Source organism: Rhizobium leguminosarum bv. trifolii WSM2297 (genome assembly GCF_000271845.1).
This window is the reverse complement of the sequence record NZ_JH719395.1, coordinates 1,451,191-1,465,668: the sequence shown is the minus strand read 5'-3', so window position 1 is coordinate 1,465,668 and position 14,478 is coordinate 1,451,191. Positions and strand designations below refer to the sequence as shown.

The window sequence follows — 14,478 nt, the reverse complement described above, 5'->3', positions numbered from 1 at the left end:
CTTGCATAGTAGCGATCGGCCAGCACGATATTACCGGGTGCGTAGGTGAGGCGCTGAAGGTTTTCGGCACCATGGATGTCGGTCAACTCAAGCTGATCGACTTGAGCCGTTGCCAGGTCGTAGCCGACATGCAACCGCCATGTCGTGCGGTCAGCGCCCGGGTGGCAGATCGACGTTCCATCGAGCACACGCAAGCGATATCCCGCCCAGCGTCCTGCCGGCACCTTAGTCTGCTCGGCAATCAGCGCGGCCACGATGTCGCCAAGCCAAGGGGCTGCTTTGCATAGCCGCTCGAGCAGCGATGGGTCGGACAAGCGGGCGATCCCGCCCGCTTCGGCCCATGCACAGGTCTCGCGTAGCGACATACCGAGGCCGCCATAGGCAAGCGCCAGCCGCAACAGCGTCTCGGCGTTCTTGATTTCCCGCACCCGCGTGAAAGCACCGCGCAACCGCGCCATTGCTTCCAGGTCAAAACCCGCCGGAAGCCAAGCGCTCACTTCCGACCAATGATCCAAAATCTCAGGACGAATCTTCATCCCAAGCTTGAATCATAACCAGATTCCTCATGTCCAGCCCTAACCTAGCGCCTATGACCCTAACCCTCTCCCCGTTCTGACGGGGAGAGGGGACGTGCCCTATGAGACGCTGGTGAGGGACGGAAAGCTTGCGGCATATCCCCTTCGCCCCGCAAGCGGGGAGAAGGTGGCGGCAGCCGGATGAGGGGCAGGACACGGCACACCGTTGCTTCTTGCGACACCCCCACACCCGCCTCGTCCTTCGAGGCCGCTGCGGGGCGCTTCAGGATGAGGCTCTCTTGGACCCCCGCATCACACCAACCGCAATCACCGCCGACCCCAGCATGGCCACAGCGCTCAACACGAACGGGCTCCACCAGCCGACATGATCGAACAACAGGCCGCCCGCGAAGGCGCCGGAGGTGATCGCGAACTGAATGAGGGCGACAAACCAGGCGCCGCCTTCTTCCAGATGCTGCGGGATCGTCCGGGTCATCCAGGTCGTCCATGCCGCCGGCACCGGTGTCGTCAGCAAGCCCCAGAGAAGCAGCAGGCCGGCCGCCGCGAAGGCGAAGGGGCCAAACCCGATAAGCGCCAGGGCCACGATCACCAGCACCGCCGGAAACCCGATCAGGACGTGCGCCATATGTGAGCGCAGCATGGCGGGTATCAGCGAGGTTCCGGCGAGGCCGGCAAGTCCAATGCCGAGCAGCACCAGCGAGAGCGCGTTGACGCCGAGATGGGTGATATCTTCGAGAAACGGCCTCAGATAGGTCGAGAGCGCAAACTGGCCCATGAAGAACAGGATCATCGCGGTCATGCCGAGGGCGAAGGTGCGGTTGCCCATCAGGCTGAACGTCCTGCCGAGTGAGCCGCTGGCGCCACCCGGCATCCGGGGCAGGGCGATCGCCTGCCAGATGAATGCGACAATGCCGATCGGCACGACGATGAAGAAGGCGCCGCGCCATCCGACCAGGCTCCCGAGGAAACTTCCAAGCGGTGCGGCGATCACCGCGGCGAGCGCACTGCCGCCTTGAAGCATGGCAAGGGCCTTCGGCACGTCGGGACCGGAGGCGATGCGGGCGATGATCGCCGTCGCCAACGACCAGTAGCCGCCGATCGACACGCCGATCAGCGCCCGGCCGAACATGAATATCAGGTAGTTGGGGGCAAAGGTGACCGCCAGACCCGATGCCACCAGCACGATGGTGTAGGAGAGGATCACCCGGCGGCGGTCGAACCGCGCAAACAGCACATTGCTGAACAAGGCGGTGATGACGGCGAAGAAGCCGGAGATCGAAATCGCCTGACCCGCCTGGCCCGCGGTGCTCGCCAATTCGTCGGCGATCGGGGTCAGCAGGCTCACCGGCATGAATTCCGAGGCGACGAGCACGAAGGAGGTCAGCATCATGCAGATGACCGCACTCCACGGCGTCGTCCGGGTTTCCAGTCTGATGTCGTAGGTGGTGTCCATCGGGCTTTCCCTTCAAAAGGAGCTGCTCAAGAAGCCGGGCGACGGCGCCGACAATTGCTGCCGGCGGCGTCGATTTCGAAATCTCTGAGGTGAAGTTCTCAGGGGGCTCGGGGTGATCCGAACGCCGGACGTCACATGCGCAGAAGCGTCTTGATCGCCGAGCGCTCGTCCATCGCCTTGTAACCCTTGGCGACATCGGCGAGCGGCACTTCGAGATCGAAGACTTTTCCGGGGTTGATCTTGCGAGACATCACGAGGTCGATCAGCTGCGGCAGGAAACGGCGAACCGGGGCAGGGCCGCCCATCAGGTTCTTCTGCGCGAAGAACAGCATCTGTCCGTCGAGACTGACGCCATGGGGAACGCCGACATAACCGATCGAGCCGCCGGGCCGACAGGCATTGATCGCCTGCATCATCGACTCCTCGGTGCCGACGCATTCCAGCACCGAGTCGGCGCCGACGCCGCCCGTCAGTTCCTTGATCCTGGCCACACCCGCTTCGCCGCGCTCGGTGACGATATCGGTCGCGCCATATTCGAGCGCGAGCTCCTGCCGCTGCTTGTGGCGGCTCATGGCAATGATGCGGCCGGCGCCGAGCTGCCTGGCCGAGAGCACGCCCATCAGGCCGACCGCGCCGTCGCCGACCACGACTGCCGTGCATCCGGGCGTCACCCGCGCGGCGTCGGCCGCGTACCAGCCGGTGCCGAGGACGTCCGAAGCCGCGAGCAGGCTGGGGATCAGGTCGTCGGACGGCATGGTCTCGGTGGCGACGAGCGTGCCGTCCGCCATGGCGATCCGGGCATAGGGAGCCTGCGCACCCGACATGAATTCGCGATGTTCGCACGAAGACTGGAAGCCATAGCGGCAATGCGGGCAGGTGTTATCGGAGAGGCAGAACGAGCCGACGACGAACTGGCCGGGCCGGACCGTCCTGACCTCGCTGCCGACCTCGACGACGACACCGCAATATTCGTGGCCCATGTGCTGCGGGCCATTTAACGGTTGAAGGCCGCGATAGGGCCAGAGGTCGGAGCCGCAGACGCAGGACGCCGACAGCTTGATGATCGCGTCGGTGGGTTTCTGGATTTTGGGTTCCGCGACTTCCTCGCAGCGGATGTCGCCGGGGGCGTGAAGGACGGTGCCGAGCATGGTCATCTCCAGTCCGGGCGGAATGCCCGTCTCATCTTCCGGCAGGGTGATAACACCATTCGATAACTCGGATTAGCCGTCGCAATTTGTATGGACTTATCGAATTCGGCTGTTAATTACCCAATGGCAATGATTGGAGATACCAGCCGTGGCCCGCAAGAACTTCAATGAGTTGCTTCTTTTCCTGGCGGTGGCGGAGGAGCGCAGCTTCACCAAGGCCGCAGCCAAGCTGGGAGTGGCGCAATCGACCCTCAGCTATGCCGTCAAGGAACTCGAAGCGCACATGGGGCTGCGGCTCCTCACCCGCACGACGCGGAGCGTCGCGACCACAGAGGCCGGCGAGCGTCTCCGGCAATCGCTTGCACCGCGCATTTCCGAAATCGAGGCTGATATCGCGGCATTGATGGCCTATCGCGACAAACCGGCCGGCACCGTCAGGATCACCCTTTCGAACCACGCAATGGAAAGCGTCGTCTGGCCGAAGCTCGCCCCCATCCTCGGGGAATACCCTGATATCAAGCTGGAGCTCAGCGTCGACAATAGCTTCCGCAACATCGTCGAAGACGGCTTTGATGCGGGCGTGCGTCTCGGCGAGAGCGTGGAGAAGGACATGGTTGCGGTGCGGATCGGGCCGGATTGGCGGTTGGTGGCCGTCGCGTCCCCCGACTATTTCAAGTCAAGGCCAGTGCCGACGATGCCGCAGGAACTGATGCATCACAACTGCATCAACAGGCGCCTCGACCGGGTGGGCGGACTGTACGCCTGGGAGTTCGAAAAGAACAACGAGGAGGTCCGGGTGAGGGTGGAAGGCCAGCTCACCTTCAACTCCGATCGCGAGATGGTCGATGCAGCCCTTCACGGCTACGGCATTGCCTTCGTTCCGGAAAGCAAAGTCGAAACGCACATTGCGCAACGACGTCTTCAACTCTTCCTCGAAGACTGGACCCCCAAATTCGCGGGCTATTACCTCTATTACCCCAGCCGGCGGCAAAACCTCCCGGCCTTCTCAGCCATCGTCGATGCGCTTCGAGAGAGAAATCCCTGACCCTTCTACCACGCCACGGCTGCGGCACACCGCCTAAGTCTGGACGATCAAAAAACGACAACCTAAAAGAGACTAGGCCAAACCGGCCTCTTGCAGGAGGAGAAAAAATGAAACGCATCGAAATGCAGGTCAGCGGCGGTTGCCAATGCGGCGCCGTGCGCTACCACGCAACCGCTATGCTCGACAATTCGCATCTCTGCCATTGTCGCATGTGCCAGAAAGCCTCGGGCAACATCTTCGCCGCGCTCGTCGCCGCGCCGGATGATGCGCTCACCTGGACCCGCGGCAAGCCAATCATCTGGAAGAGCTCGGAACTTGTGGAGCGCGGCTTCTGCGCCAATTGCGGCACGCCCTTGTTTTTCCACCACCTCGAAAACGGCCGCACCAACCTGATGATCGGTTCGCTTGACGATCCGAAAGCCTTCGCGCCGCATGCCAATACCTGCACCGAGAACATGGTCCCGTGGTTCGATACGATCACCTCCATAGAAAATACCGGTGCGACCGAAACCAACGGCGCCGATTGGGCCGCGGCAATCAAGGAGAGCAACAACCAGCACCCCGATCACGATACCAGCTCATGGGCTGCGAGGGGGCGTGACGGCTGACATCTGTTCTGGCGGCAGCCAGTGCGGGGCTGTCCGTTGCCGCTTTTCCAAAAAGCCGACCGTGCCGGCCATGCTGAGGTGGGCAGTCTTCGTCATCTTCCATGCTATGCAATCTAGCAGATTCTGCAGCAGCAGTGAGAGGTGTTAGGAGGCTCGCCGCGCTAATTTCCGTTTCAGCACGCTATCCGTAGGTCTGATTCCGGTCCGAGGTTTCCAGGTCGCAACACGCCAGAAACGCACATCGGGTCCGCAGTCTGCAGCTGCAACGCGCACCGACACCGAAGTTTCACTGCCCGAGACCTCCGAGCGTGGCCCGCTGCTTATTGTCTCGGATCTTGTCAGGATCTTCGGTCGCCTCAACCGACTGGATGTATTCGGTAATATACTCTTGTGGCAGGCCGTGTTCCCTGCCACCTGCAAGCACAAAGTCCTTGTACCAGCCATAGGGTTTGAGGCTGTCGTCGATGTATTTGGGAGTGGCGAGAAAGGTAAGGACCTTTCGCCTGCGACCTTTGTCGTTAATGACCGTGACCGTCGCGGGCTCGTAGCCTCTACCGACGCCTTCTGCTTGTCCAGCTTGGCACGCTCGGCGGGATCGAAACTGAACAAGACCCCGATTACGCTCCTATCGCTTTCACTGGCAAATGCGTTACACTTCCCGGATTTGTCCGTGCTGCGCTTATGAAAACGGAGCTCGTGAGCCGGCAAGGTAGCGATGCCGAGTGGCCTGCAGCTCGGCATGCGTTCACGCAGTCGGGCGGTCGACATGTTGGACCCATAGGCAAAATAGACCACGTGCTCCGGAGGCCCGGTCTCTGTCTTCTTCCGCGGCTCGATTGTGGGATTTCCCGGCTTCAGGATTGTGCGTAGCGGGACTGTCATTATGCTGCACTCGTCGGTTTCTTCGCCTTCGCGCGTGATGATGGGCCGCCCATCCTTGAGGTCGAGAATTGGAACGGGCCTGCCGGCCCATCCGCAGTCGGCGCAGCGCGGTCGTTCCCAGAGCACACCGGGTGTCTCAGTATTTTCGCCATGTTCGGGTTCGAGATGCGGCGCGCCGCATTTCGGGCATTCGGGAGGCACCCCGCGCAACTCGCGAATGATTAATGATGTGGCCATGCCGATGGCGTGTTGGATCAACGATTGCGCCATCTCGGCATCAATCCAGGTGGCCGACTTTGAATGAGTCAGCCAGTTTGAAAACGTCCATGCTGACTCGAGCGCGCTCTTGAGGGTCCCGCGACGCTCTTTGTTGGTGTCGCCCGGCAGAAGGTCGTTGCAGATGATCTCCGTCCACGCGCGGAAGTTCGCACGCTGTGGCGGTGTGTCTGTCCACATTGCCGCGTCCTGCGCGACGCCGATCAGCTCGAGTAGCGCCTCGCGGCAGCGAACCCCTACGGCCTGATAGTCCGAGAGGTTTTGCGCCTGTGTCACGGCCGTACCAGCTTCTTCCATCGTCTCGAAGACAGGACCGAACGGAAGGATGCGTAGATCGCCTTCCTGTTGTTTTTCCGTGCGCGGGATGCGGAGCATCAGGCCAATATGGAAGGTCAACGCAAGGTCCATATTAGGGAATTGGTCCTGAGAGTAGAGGTTTGTACCACCCGTGATGACCCACCAGCGATCCTTGTTGGTGTGGATGTCCCACACGTCGTGGCGGGTGTTGAGAACGGCCTCCGAGTAGACCTTCTGCATGAAAGTCACTTCGAGGTCGGGCGCCTGCCATTCAAAGTACTCCCGGACTTCCTCGACTTCCTCTTCGGTAGCTTTCAACATGATCTACTCCCGCGACGGGCTAATCGCACCGCGCTGCAAAGGTTTGCGAAAACCTCATCAATAGACCGATGTCGCTAAGCTTTCAAACTGGCGCGGCAACGCGGGATGTCCGCGCTGGGCCACTGTGAGTTGCACTGGGCTGAATGTCCGTTTTCGCATTTTTGGGCACCCTAAAGCCGCTAGTCCGGTCTCGGCCCCGAAGCGGTCTTTCTGCATTGTTTACCGCTACGATGGCGAAGATCAGCCAGACGATTTATGTGTTGAAACATGGGCTTCAGTGGTAGCCATGGCAATGCTGAGACTCAACTTCAATCTAAGCGGAAATAACATTGCGATATACGGTCATTATTCTGAGCGTTGTAACGGCTCTGGCGTCCTGTGCTACTTCACCTTATGACACGCCGGAGTTGCGCCGCTTCACGTCAGCGGCGAGTAGATTAGGCAAGTGCTTGGAGCGGACCACAAAATCGTATCTTGTTTCAACCAAAGATCCGGAAAAAGTCGCTACAATGCTTGATAACGCATGCGTGGCGGAACGAAAGGCTGAGTCGGATGCTAAGCTCGCGGCTGGTCTGCCGGTGGATTATTTCGATTACGGAAAAGGGCGACATGAAGTCTCATTATGGTGGGTGCGGTATTCACAGTAGCATCACACGCGGCGTTCGGATCTGACCGTCTGGAATATGCGGCTGTTTGCAGTCCGGAGCATGTCGAGGACAGCCTTCGTGATCACCTGAATGGGTGGGCTGAGCCCGAAGGGTATGGCCGCACGATTACCGAGCAGCCGCGGCTGACTGCCCGAGGAAACAATCACGTCTTTGATCGACGGAGCAATATATCGACTTGTCGCTTCAGATGGCGATTGATTTCGGGAATTTGCTCTCGCGTGATCTGCCATGGTCCATTTGAATTGTCCTCAAGCATCTTTTGCTGCCTCTTCGGCAACAGTTTGAAGCGGGCGAGCGCTACCGCGTCCTCATCCTCCGCAAGAAACAAGGCCATCGCGGTTTCTTCATCCGGATGAAAAGAGCGGACGGGAATTTCGGCGCGGCCGAAGGGCGGCAAGGCCCTGAAACCGGCCAGCTCCATCCATCTTAGCCCTTCTGCATCGACGGTGCAGAAAAGGGCGATGCCGCCTGTGCCGCCTCTTTCATTGCAATGCGCTATCCACCAGTCGTTTTGCCAGCTCTCATAGCCGAAGAGCGCGCCCTCGAGCCGTTCAAAATGTTCGTTCCAGCCAAGGCCCTCTTTCCAAAGCAGCCTCATGGCAGGGATGCGCCATTCCTGGCCTTTGAGGGCGTAATAAACCTCGCGATCAGCCGTATGATTGGGATCTATGAGATAGGGCTTGAAGGATTCCGGGACTGGTTCGAGGAAGACTTCCTTCTGAAGAGCGCCTTTGTCCACCCATCGATCAAAGGCTGCTTCCGTTCCCGGGTCGATGTTTGTGAACCTTGCCAGTTTCTTTCTGCCCTCAAGCATCAGCGGCAACTCGAAGCGAGTGTGAACGAGATACGGGATATTGCGTATGGAGCGCCTTTCGGCTCTCGTTCCAACCAGACCTCGATCTCGGGAGGGGCAAGAGTATCCGGATCGAACCCGACATCGAAACGCTGGTTGATGGCCTTCAGTTCGTTTGGCTCAATGTTATAAAAACCGATAAAATTCGGATCGGCATCGATATCCCGGTCGATGATCGCCTGCAGCGCTTCGAGGTCGTCTACAGCAAACCTGTTTTCGAGGATTGAGCACCAGAGGTTCAAATCAAACGCGCTGAGGATGAAGCGGTCCTGGCTCATGGATGATCCTTGAATTTAGAGGGAGTGCTGCCTGTTTCCGTTCCTGGGACCGGATGTGAGGGACCTGTCCACTCACGGTCAGGACAGTCTGTCATAGAGGTGTGATTGATTGGCCCGCTGGCGGTCGCTAATTAGGCTCCGGCTGTCGAGGGAAGCATCGATCGAACTTTTTCAAGCGGATGAAAAGCCGTTCGTCCGCCCCATGAGACGAAGATGCCATTCCTGCCCCGAAAAGCCAGGGCGTTTGTATAATAGCAGTCGTCAGTCAGGATGTCGTAGCGGGCCGTCGCGTTGCGAAAAGCGAAGGCCGTGCTGCCATAACCCACGCCGATCGAGACGATGATGCCGAGCGGCAAGGTTAGCAGCGGCAATCTGCGCTGCTGACTATCCGCCAACCATAGGCCGGCTGCCGCCACAAGGCCGAGGATGACCGACGCGGCGATGAACACGAGGTCGGGTGAAGCGGGTTTTCCGAAGTCGTCGTCGACGTAAAGCGCCCGGCCAAAGTTCATTACCGCCGGCATGAAAATCGCAAAGGCGATAGACAGAATGAGCACGCAGATAATGCGAACACGCATGGGTTCTTTCCCAACCGATCTTCCACCAGTGCCGCAATCATATGATCAATTGGCTCCGCAGGCATGGAGTTGCACGCTTGACTTGATTTCGAAGTTAAAAATCCATTCCATTGGTGATGGAGGGGTGGACACAATGTCCCCCTAGTTGCCCCAGCCAATTTGGAATCGATCAAATCGAACCTCGCTCAACGGCTGGTTGGAGCTGCTCAACCTCACCGAACGAAGAACGAGATGAAGCTCGGGGGAATAGTATTGTTCGAAAATAATCGGAGGCAACTCCGTCAGTTTCAGACGGCTGTTGATTGCCCAAACTTTGTAGGAACAAGATGCAATCGTTTCCTCTCCCAAGCCGTCGAACCGAATAAAAGTCGTGCCCGAATCGGATTTTTTGCCATTGATGAAAAGCGTGGTGCCGGATTGCCAGTTCTTCTTCTGTGGTAGATCGTCTAACGCAATCGCATTCGCGTATTTCAGCTCATGCGTCCCGCTGGCACTCACTCTCTTTTCGACGATCAAGGGGTGCAAATATTCAGCGGACACCGGCTGCAGCGAACCGTCGCGCTCCATCAGCCGTTGTTCGGTGAGACCCGGGCCGTCCGGCTTGTAGAATACGGAATAGAAAGGCACTTCTCTGGTCAGCAGCACGCCCTGTTTGGTCTCATTGGCAGTTAAGCAATTGCCGAAGGCTGGTATCGCCAATGTTATTCCAACCAGTAGCGACAGACTTCTTAGCAAGATCGACATCCCAGATTCCCCTCATCCAAGTCCGCTACCATGGTGCTTGGGTGAAATTGGGGAGATCGAAGTCGCCGGCCCGAAGCTCGCCCACAGCCTGACCGAACTTGGCCTGATCGACGAGTACCGGATCTACCTGCATACCGTCGGGGTGGGGCAGGGAAAGTCCTATTTCGCGGGGCCTCGCCCTCCGCGTCAGTCGAAAATCCATTCACCATACCCACACACCCACCATAAACCCTAATCTCACAACCCGCCGAGCAACCCACCCCAACAACCTCATTTCCCAACCAGCAGCCCCACCCACTTCAACCTTCCTTAAGCGCCGTCCTCATAGCGTAACCCCTCGAATTGAGGGCCTCTTCCATGTTTACCGTTCTGACGTGCGTCACCGAGCAGCATGATCTTACGCTGGTCGGGCTTGCGGGTCTGATCTGCTTTCTGGCAAGCCATTGCGCGCTCGTTCTCTTGCATCGGGCGACAGTGTCCGATGGCGCGGTGCGGTGGGTGTGGCTGTTGACGGCCGGGGCGGCGGGCGGCTTCGGCATCTGGGCCACGCATTTCATCGCCATGCTGGCATACGACCCCGGCGTCGTCGTCGGCTATCATGCCGGATTGACGCTGGTTTCGCTGCTGGTCTCGATCGTGGCGACGACCGCGGCGGTTGCCGCCAAGATCGCTTATGACAGGTGGGCCGCGAACATTCTGGCGGGGGCATTGTTCGGAGCCGGCATCGGCTTGATGCATTTCAGCGGCATGCTGGCGATCGAATTCCCCGGAGAAATCACGTGGGATCCGCGGTTCGTGACGTCGTCGGTTATTCTCGGCATGGCGTTTTCGGTCGCCGCCTTTCGGTTTGCCGGCCGGAGCGGCCGGTCGACGTTCGGCAGGCTGGCGCCGACGGCGCTGTTGACGCTCGGCGTCGTCGCCCTGCATTTCACAGCAATGGCGGGTGTTACGGTCATTCCGGGGATGACCGCGCTCGATCCCGCCATGCTTCTTTCGCCGGCGCTGATGGCGGTGACGATCGCCGCCGTCACCTTTTCGCTGCTGGCGGCGGGTTTTGCGGCCGCCATCTTCGCCGTGCGCTCGCAGGCCAAGACCGCCAGGGCGGAGCGCAACTTCAAGTTCCTGGTGCAGGGGGTGACCGACTACGCGATCTACATGCTCGATCCGGATGGCAAGGTCAGCAATTGGAATGCGGGCGCCGAGCGGGCCAAGGGCTATAGCGCCGACGAGATCGTCGGCAGGGATTTCTCGCTGTTCTATTCGCAGGAGGATCGCCACAAAGGCCTCCCGCAGAAGGCCCTCGAGACTGCCCGCAACGAGGGCAAGTTCAAAGCCCAGGGCTGGCGTTACCGCAAGGACGGCTCCTCCTTCTGGGCCCACGTCGTCATCGACCCGATCTATGACGAGGCCGGCGCGCTGATCGGCTATGCCGAGATCACCAAGGACAACAGCAAGCAGAAGGCGGATGCCGACCGGATCGAGGAGGTCACCCGCAATCTCGACGTCGCGCTGGAGAATATCGGCCAAGGCATCTGCATGTTCGACAGGGATGAGCGCCTGGTGCTTTGCAACAAGCGCTATCTGGAAATCTTCAAATTTCCCGAAGGGTCGGTGCGTCCGGGGATGGACTACCGGCAGATTGTCGAAATCGGCTATGCCGCCAACACCGAGGACGCGGCGGAAGCGGCCGCGCGGGCCGAGGCGCATTATACCAGGAACATGGCGCTGATCAGATCAGGCGCCGACGGCGCGGTTCACAAATATCCGAGCGGCATCTCCATCCAGCAGAATGTCAACATGCTGCCCAATGGCGGCTGGGTCGTCACCTTCGAAGACATCTCCGATCGCCTGAAATCCGAGGAGCAGGTGGCCTTCCTCGCCAAGCATGACGGCCTGACGGGCCTGCCGAACCGGCTGCAGTTCGGCGAGAGCGTCTCGGCGGAAATGATGGTCGCCGACCGGGTGAGCGGCAATGTCGCCGTCATCGGCATCGACCTCGACAAGTTCAAGGAGATCAACGACCAGCACGGGCACGGCACCGGCGACAAGGTGCTGGTCGAGCTCGCAAGGCGGCTCGACGAGGCGCGGCATGAGGGCGAGTTCATCGCCCGGTTCGGCGGAGACGAGTTCGCGGCGACCAAGCGCTTCGATGAGCTCGGCACCCTGCACGATTTCATCGGGCGGCTGGAAGGCGCTCTCGCTGGAACGGTCACGATAGACGGCTTCGAGATCAAGACCGGCGCCAGTCTCGGCGTTGCGGTCTATCCCAGCGATGCGGCAAGCGTCGACGGGCTTCTCGCCAATGCCGACCTTGCCATGTACCGCGCGAAACAATCCTTGCTGCAGAAGGTCTGCTTCTACGAGGCTGCGATGGACGAGCATGCCCGCCGTCGCCGCTCGCTTGCCAAGGATCTCTGGGCCTCGATCGACCGCAACGAGCTTCATCTGCATTATCAGGTGCAGAAATCCGTGCGGACGGGCGAGATCACCGGCTACGAGGTTCTGCTGCGCTGGCGCCATCACCAGCGCGGCAACATCCCGCCCATGGATTTCATCGGCCTTGCCGAGGAATGCGGCGCCATCCTGCCGATCGGCGAATGGGTGCTCAGGGAAGCCTGCCGGGAGGCCGCCGGCTGGAACAACAGCCACAAGATCGCCGTCAACCTGTCGCCGATCCAGCTCGGCCATGCTGATATGGCGGCCGTTATATCGGGGATCCTTGCGGAAACCGGCCTGAACCCCCGGCGTCTCGAAATCGAGATCACCGAAAGCTCGATCATCGTCGACAAGGACAAGGCCTTGCGGACGATGCGAGAAATCAAGGCGCTCGGCGTCTCGATTGCGATCGACGACTTCGGCACCGGTTATTCGTCGCTGGAGACGCTGCGTTCCTTCCCGTTCGACAAGATCAAACTCGACAAGAGCTTCATGGCCGAGGTCGAAACCAGCCCGCAATCGAAGGCGATCGTCCGAGCCATCCTGGCGCTCGGCCGCAGCCTTGAAGTGCCGGTGCTGGCGGAAGGTGTGGAAACGCAGGCGCAGCTCGACACGCTGTCCGAAGAACAATGCGACGAGGCGCAGGGCTACCTGCTCGGCAAGCCGCAGGCGATGGGCGAGCCGGCGGCTGAGAAGGCGGCGTGAGGCGGCGGCGTCCGTAGGGACAGGATTTCGGGTTTGACTACGCCAGTCCGTCCGAACGGCGGATGAAGACCTGCCAACCCTTTCCACAAGGGGGAGGGGCTTGCATGCCGCCCCGCCGCATTTCCCTTTACGGTTTCATCCGCGGAGAGATTGATGCTTGCCGAAGTCGGTGGCAACGCGTTAGCCCCATCCCCTGTGGGGAGGGGAGACCCCGATCAGTGCCGGCAGTGCGGCATCAGAAATTGGACAAAAAAAGAGAGCATTCCGTTACTTAAACAAAGACGGAAATGCTCTCATAGTCTGGTGCGCAGCATAACCGATTAACCGCGCACCTCACGCAACCCACTGGTGGCTATTCATCTGACGTCGCCGGCGCGGCGTTCTCCAGCGAGGTGCGGATCTGATCGATCTTACCGTTCGCATCGCCGACGCCGAGTATGGTCTTGGCCTGAGCCAGAACTGCCGGGCTCACCTGACCGGATTTCGTTGCGGAAGCCAATGCGTCCTCCAGCGCCGCATCCCCGAGCAGAGGGTCGTCAGCTGAGGGCTCGACTCCGTTGTCGATTTCATACTGGGCATAAGCCACGGCATAGGCCGAGATGGCCGTCATGCGTGGGTCCGACGTATGCATCAACGCCCTGTAATTCCGCTTCAATGAGTTCAGGCCCGCAAGCTGCGCCGAAATGTTTTTCTCTTTTGTGGCGCCGACCCTGTCTGCTTTTTCCGACTTGGACTTGCCTGCCGCTTCGGAAGATTTGCCTTTCATGCCTGTAGATTTGGAGCCGCTATTGGCTGAACCGTTGCCGTGGTTGCCGCTGCCGTGGTTGCCGCTGTTTCCATTGCCGCCGCCATTGCCGCCGCCGCTACCACCACCGTTGCCGCCGCCATTTCCACCGCCATTGCCACCACCGTTTCCACCGTCCTTCGCCAGGGCGGCCATATCGATACCGGCAATCGTGACCGGGCCTGCGGCAAGAGCCATCGAAAGCACGGCCAGGGACGCTAAGGTTGCTATCCGCATCGTTTCCTCCGGATCAGGTGTCGTGCAGTTCACGACGTAAGCATTTGTGAAGATTAGACTTAGATCGCGCATCGCGCATCGGACTGAGGTCCGGTGCCAGGCCCCGGCTATGGTCTTAGAAGATTAGCCGGGTGACCTGCCACTGAACTTTCATCCAGCGGCGGTTAGAGCCTCGGCGGCTTTGAATACGCCAAATGGCGCGGTGTGAGCAACCGGCGGAAACGCGAAGCTTTCATCTTGCGCAGCGTTGGAGCCGGTTGCGGCGATGGTCCCGGCATAGTCTGCCGGGGTCTGATATCCGAGCGATGAGTGCGGCCGGAAATGGTTATAGTCCTCAGCCCATTCAGCGATGGCGCTGCGGGCGTGATCGAGGCCGAAGAAGAGGCTCTCGTTGAGCAACTCGTCGCGCATCCGACCGTTGAAACTCTCCACATAGCCGTTCTGCATTGGCTTTCCCGGCGCGATGTAGTGCCACTCGACCTTGTGATCCTTCGACCAGGCCAGAATGGCATTCGAGGTGAATTCGGTGCCGTTGTCGGAGACAATCATGTCAGGCTTGCCGCGTCGTTCGATCAGCGTCGTCAGTTCCCGAGCAACACGGCGACCGGAGATCGACGTGTCGGGGATTG

12 protein-coding genes and 2 pseudogenes are annotated in these 14,478 nt (G+C 60.0%); 4 read left to right on the top strand and 10 right to left on the bottom strand.

The features are described 5' to 3' along the window. The 3 genes and pseudogenes from RLEG4DRAFT_RS22445 to RLEG4DRAFT_RS22435 form a co-directional block, all read right to left on the bottom strand. Positions 1–536 (bottom strand): annotated as a pseudogene (locus RLEG4DRAFT_RS22445) (IS4 family transposase); the annotation flags it as partial. Between the two features lie 262 nt (positions 537–798). Then, complete coding sequence (locus RLEG4DRAFT_RS22440; protein WP_003580163.1) at positions 799–1,989, bottom strand: MFS transporter; 1,191 nt, start codon at positions 1,987–1,989, stop codon at positions 799–801. A gap of 131 nt (positions 1,990–2,120) precedes the next feature. After that, positions 2,121–3,137, bottom strand: coding sequence for a zinc-dependent alcohol dehydrogenase family protein (locus tag RLEG4DRAFT_RS22435; RefSeq protein ID WP_003580161.1), 1,017 nt, complete (start codon positions 3,135–3,137; stop codon positions 2,121–2,123). A 148-nt stretch (positions 3,138–3,285) separates the two neighbouring features. Between RLEG4DRAFT_RS22435 and RLEG4DRAFT_RS22430 the strand changes: the two genes are divergently transcribed. Both RLEG4DRAFT_RS22430 and RLEG4DRAFT_RS22425 read left to right on the top strand, forming a co-directional pair. Then, complete coding sequence (locus RLEG4DRAFT_RS22430) at positions 3,286–4,182, top strand: LysR family transcriptional regulator (protein WP_003580160.1); 897 nt, start codon at positions 3,286–3,288, stop codon at positions 4,180–4,182. A 107-nt stretch (positions 4,183–4,289) separates the two neighbouring features. Continuing rightward, positions 4,290–4,790, top strand: a complete 501-nt coding sequence (locus RLEG4DRAFT_RS22425) for a GFA family protein (protein ID WP_003580158.1) — start codon at positions 4,290–4,292, stop codon at positions 4,788–4,790. A 144-nt stretch (positions 4,791–4,934) separates the two neighbouring features. Here the strand turns inward: RLEG4DRAFT_RS22425 and RLEG4DRAFT_RS47160 are convergent, their stop codons facing one another. The 5 genes from RLEG4DRAFT_RS47160 to RLEG4DRAFT_RS22405 form a co-directional block, all read right to left on the bottom strand. After that, the gene (locus RLEG4DRAFT_RS47160; RefSeq protein WP_003580156.1) at positions 4,935–6,566 is read right to left on the bottom strand and encodes a gamma-glutamylcyclotransferase family protein; all 1,632 of its coding nucleotides are present in this window, start codon (positions 6,564–6,566) and stop codon (positions 4,935–4,937) included. Positions 6,567–7,376: 810 nt separating this feature from the next. Further along, on the bottom strand, positions 7,377–8,048 hold the full coding sequence (locus RLEG4DRAFT_RS40980; RefSeq protein WP_051040907.1) for a hypothetical protein: 672 nt from the start codon (positions 8,046–8,048) through the stop codon (positions 7,377–7,379). Beyond that, positions 8,048–8,365: a hypothetical protein gene (locus RLEG4DRAFT_RS38120; RefSeq protein WP_051040906.1), complete on the bottom strand. Its 318-nt coding sequence runs from the start codon at positions 8,363–8,365 to the stop codon at positions 8,048–8,050. The genes RLEG4DRAFT_RS40980 and RLEG4DRAFT_RS38120 overlap by 1 nt, the downstream gene beginning before the upstream one ends. A gap of 131 nt (positions 8,366–8,496) precedes the next feature. Next, positions 8,497–8,943 carry a hypothetical protein gene (locus RLEG4DRAFT_RS22410; protein WP_003580155.1) on the bottom strand — a complete coding sequence of 149 codons (447 nt, stop codon included), beginning with the start codon at positions 8,941–8,943 and terminating at the stop codon, positions 8,497–8,499. A gap of 141 nt (positions 8,944–9,084) precedes the next feature. Then, positions 9,085–9,687 (bottom strand): hypothetical protein, encoded by a 603-nt coding sequence (locus tag RLEG4DRAFT_RS22405; protein WP_003580154.1) that lies wholly within the window; start codon positions 9,685–9,687, stop codon positions 9,085–9,087. A gap of 49 nt (positions 9,688–9,736) precedes the next feature. Between RLEG4DRAFT_RS22405 and RLEG4DRAFT_RS39035 the strand changes: the two are divergent. Further along, positions 9,737–9,922, top strand: a pseudogene (locus RLEG4DRAFT_RS39035) (dihydrofolate reductase family protein); the annotation flags it as partial. Positions 9,923–10,044: 122 nt separating this feature from the next. Further along, positions 10,045–12,828 carry a bifunctional diguanylate cyclase/phosphodiesterase gene (locus RLEG4DRAFT_RS22400; protein WP_003580153.1) on the top strand — a complete coding sequence of 928 codons (2,784 nt, stop codon included), beginning with the start codon at positions 10,045–10,047 and terminating at the stop codon, positions 12,826–12,828. A gap of 352 nt (positions 12,829–13,180) precedes the next feature. Here the strand turns inward: RLEG4DRAFT_RS22400 and RLEG4DRAFT_RS22395 are convergent, their stop codons facing one another. Together RLEG4DRAFT_RS22395 and RLEG4DRAFT_RS22390 are read right to left on the bottom strand one after the other, a co-directional pair. Beyond that, complete coding sequence (locus RLEG4DRAFT_RS22395; protein WP_003580152.1) at positions 13,181–13,849, bottom strand: hypothetical protein; 669 nt, start codon at positions 13,847–13,849, stop codon at positions 13,181–13,183. A gap of 150 nt (positions 13,850–13,999) precedes the next feature. Continuing rightward, the coding region (locus RLEG4DRAFT_RS22390; protein ID WP_003580151.1) for an IS3 family transposase at positions 14,000–14,478 on the bottom strand (479 nt) is incomplete at its 5' end.

Excerpts from the sequence above, each read along its gene's own strand:
- RLEG4DRAFT_RS22395 (WP_003580152.1), bottom strand. The coding sequence starts at position 13,849 with ATGCGGATAGCAACCTTAGCGTCCCTGGCCGTGCTTTCGATGGCTCTT.
- RLEG4DRAFT_RS22425 (WP_003580158.1), top strand. The coding sequence starts at position 4,290 with ATGAAACGCATCGAAATGCAGGTCAGCGGCGGTTGCCAATGCGGCGCC.
- RLEG4DRAFT_RS40980 (WP_051040907.1), bottom strand. The coding sequence starts at position 8,048 with ATGCTTGAGGGCAGAAAGAAACTGGCAAGGTTCACAAACATCGACCCG.
- RLEG4DRAFT_RS22440 (WP_003580163.1), bottom strand. The coding sequence starts at position 1,989 with ATGGACACCACCTACGACATCAGACTGGAAACCCGGACGACGCCGTGG.
- RLEG4DRAFT_RS47160 (WP_003580156.1), bottom strand. The coding sequence starts at position 6,566 with ATGTTGAAAGCTACCGAAGAGGAAGTCGAGGAAGTCCGGGAGTACTTT.
- RLEG4DRAFT_RS22405 (WP_003580154.1), bottom strand. The coding sequence starts at position 9,687 with ATGTCGATCTTGCTAAGAAGTCTGTCGCTACTGGTTGGAATAACATTG.
- RLEG4DRAFT_RS38120 (WP_051040906.1), bottom strand. The coding sequence starts at position 8,365 with ATGAGCCAGGACCGCTTCATCCTCAGCGCGTTTGATTTGAACCTCTGG.
- RLEG4DRAFT_RS22410 (WP_003580155.1), bottom strand. The coding sequence starts at position 8,943 with ATGCGTGTTCGCATTATCTGCGTGCTCATTCTGTCTATCGCCTTTGCG.
- RLEG4DRAFT_RS22400 (WP_003580153.1), top strand. The coding sequence starts at position 10,045 with ATGTTTACCGTTCTGACGTGCGTCACCGAGCAGCATGATCTTACGCTG.
- RLEG4DRAFT_RS22435 (WP_003580161.1), bottom strand. The coding sequence starts at position 3,137 with ATGCTCGGCACCGTCCTTCACGCCCCCGGCGACATCCGCTGCGAGGAA.